Here is a 1,111-nt window from a genome sequence, read left to right as displayed (position 1 = left end):
GCTTGCCTACAAACAACGATATGAGCAGATATTTTTGGATCAGACCGTTCTGTTGAGCGGCGCGTATGAGGCGGTGCGGGAAGCGAGCGAGTTTGCAAATTTAGGCGTCGTGACGACCAAGACGTCAAAATTTTCTAAAATTTTATTGCAGCATCTGGGCATTGCGGAATTTTTCGGCACCATCGTCGGGCGAGAGGATGTGAAAAACCCTAAACCAAGCGCCGAGCCGATCTTAAAAGCGCTCGAAAATTTAGGGATTTGCAGCAGGATTTCGGGCGAAAATTTCAGCGAAATTCCGAGCCAAAATTTAAACGAAAACTCGGGTAAAAATTCCGCCGAAATTTCAAGTAAAAATTTTAGCAAAGCTCGTGCCGTAAATTTAGACGAAGCTTGCGATTTTTGCGAAGTTTTTATGATCGGAGATACGCAGCTTGACGCCATTGCGGCAAAATCCGCCGCGGTGCGAAGCGTCGGCGTGTGCTGCGGCTACGGCAGCGTCGCGGAGCTTGAGGTATGCTGCGAGTTCGTATGCGAGGATACAAAAGAGGCCGTAAGGCTCATACGAGAAGTTTTAAAACGGGCTTGAGCGGCGTAAATTTTCTAAATTTAGAGCTTTGAAAGCGGGCGTTGATATTTCACCGCAGTAAAGGGCTTATGGCACAGTATTTTTAGCTAAATTTAAACAACAAAAATTTTTATATTCATCTGCAGCTATCGATAAACGGCGAGAGTTCCGCGGTGATTTCATATGTATTTTAAGGGCTCTATTCGGCGCGCTCTGCACACATGATGCGGACGAGCTGTCTATGAAATTTCGCTGCCGTTTAGAAATAAATTTTTTAAATTTTAAGCTCCGGCGCAAGAATTTTAAATTTTATTTCAAATATTTTCAGTTTCGCCCGGCCGCTTGAAATTTAAATTTGTCTAAGCGGGTTAAATTTGCGATCTTATTGCGGCGTGGCCCGTAAATTTAAACCTAAAATTTCGCAAAATGCTAAAATTTCGCACGTTCTTATGATTTTTTAAAGCAAAATTGTATAAAATGCCACTTTCGCGATGGGCTATCGTCTAATGGCAGGACAACAAACTCTGGATTTGTGAATATAGGTTC

1 protein-coding gene is annotated in these 1,111 nt (G+C 43.0%); it reads left to right on the top strand.

The genetic code is table 11. The features are described from left to right. A partial coding sequence (locus tag Q0236_RS12255) for an HAD family hydrolase (RefSeq protein ID WP_297918508.1) occupies positions 1-586 on the top strand: 586 nt, incomplete at its 5' end. Positions 587-1,111 lie beyond the last annotated feature (525 nt).

The sequence above is a fragment of the uncultured Campylobacter sp. genome, assembly GCF_938031315.1.
In the GTDB taxonomy this organism is placed as follows: Bacteria; Campylobacterota; Campylobacteria; order Campylobacterales; family Campylobacteraceae; genus Campylobacter_B.
This window is presented reverse-complemented; position numbering and strand designations above follow the sequence as displayed.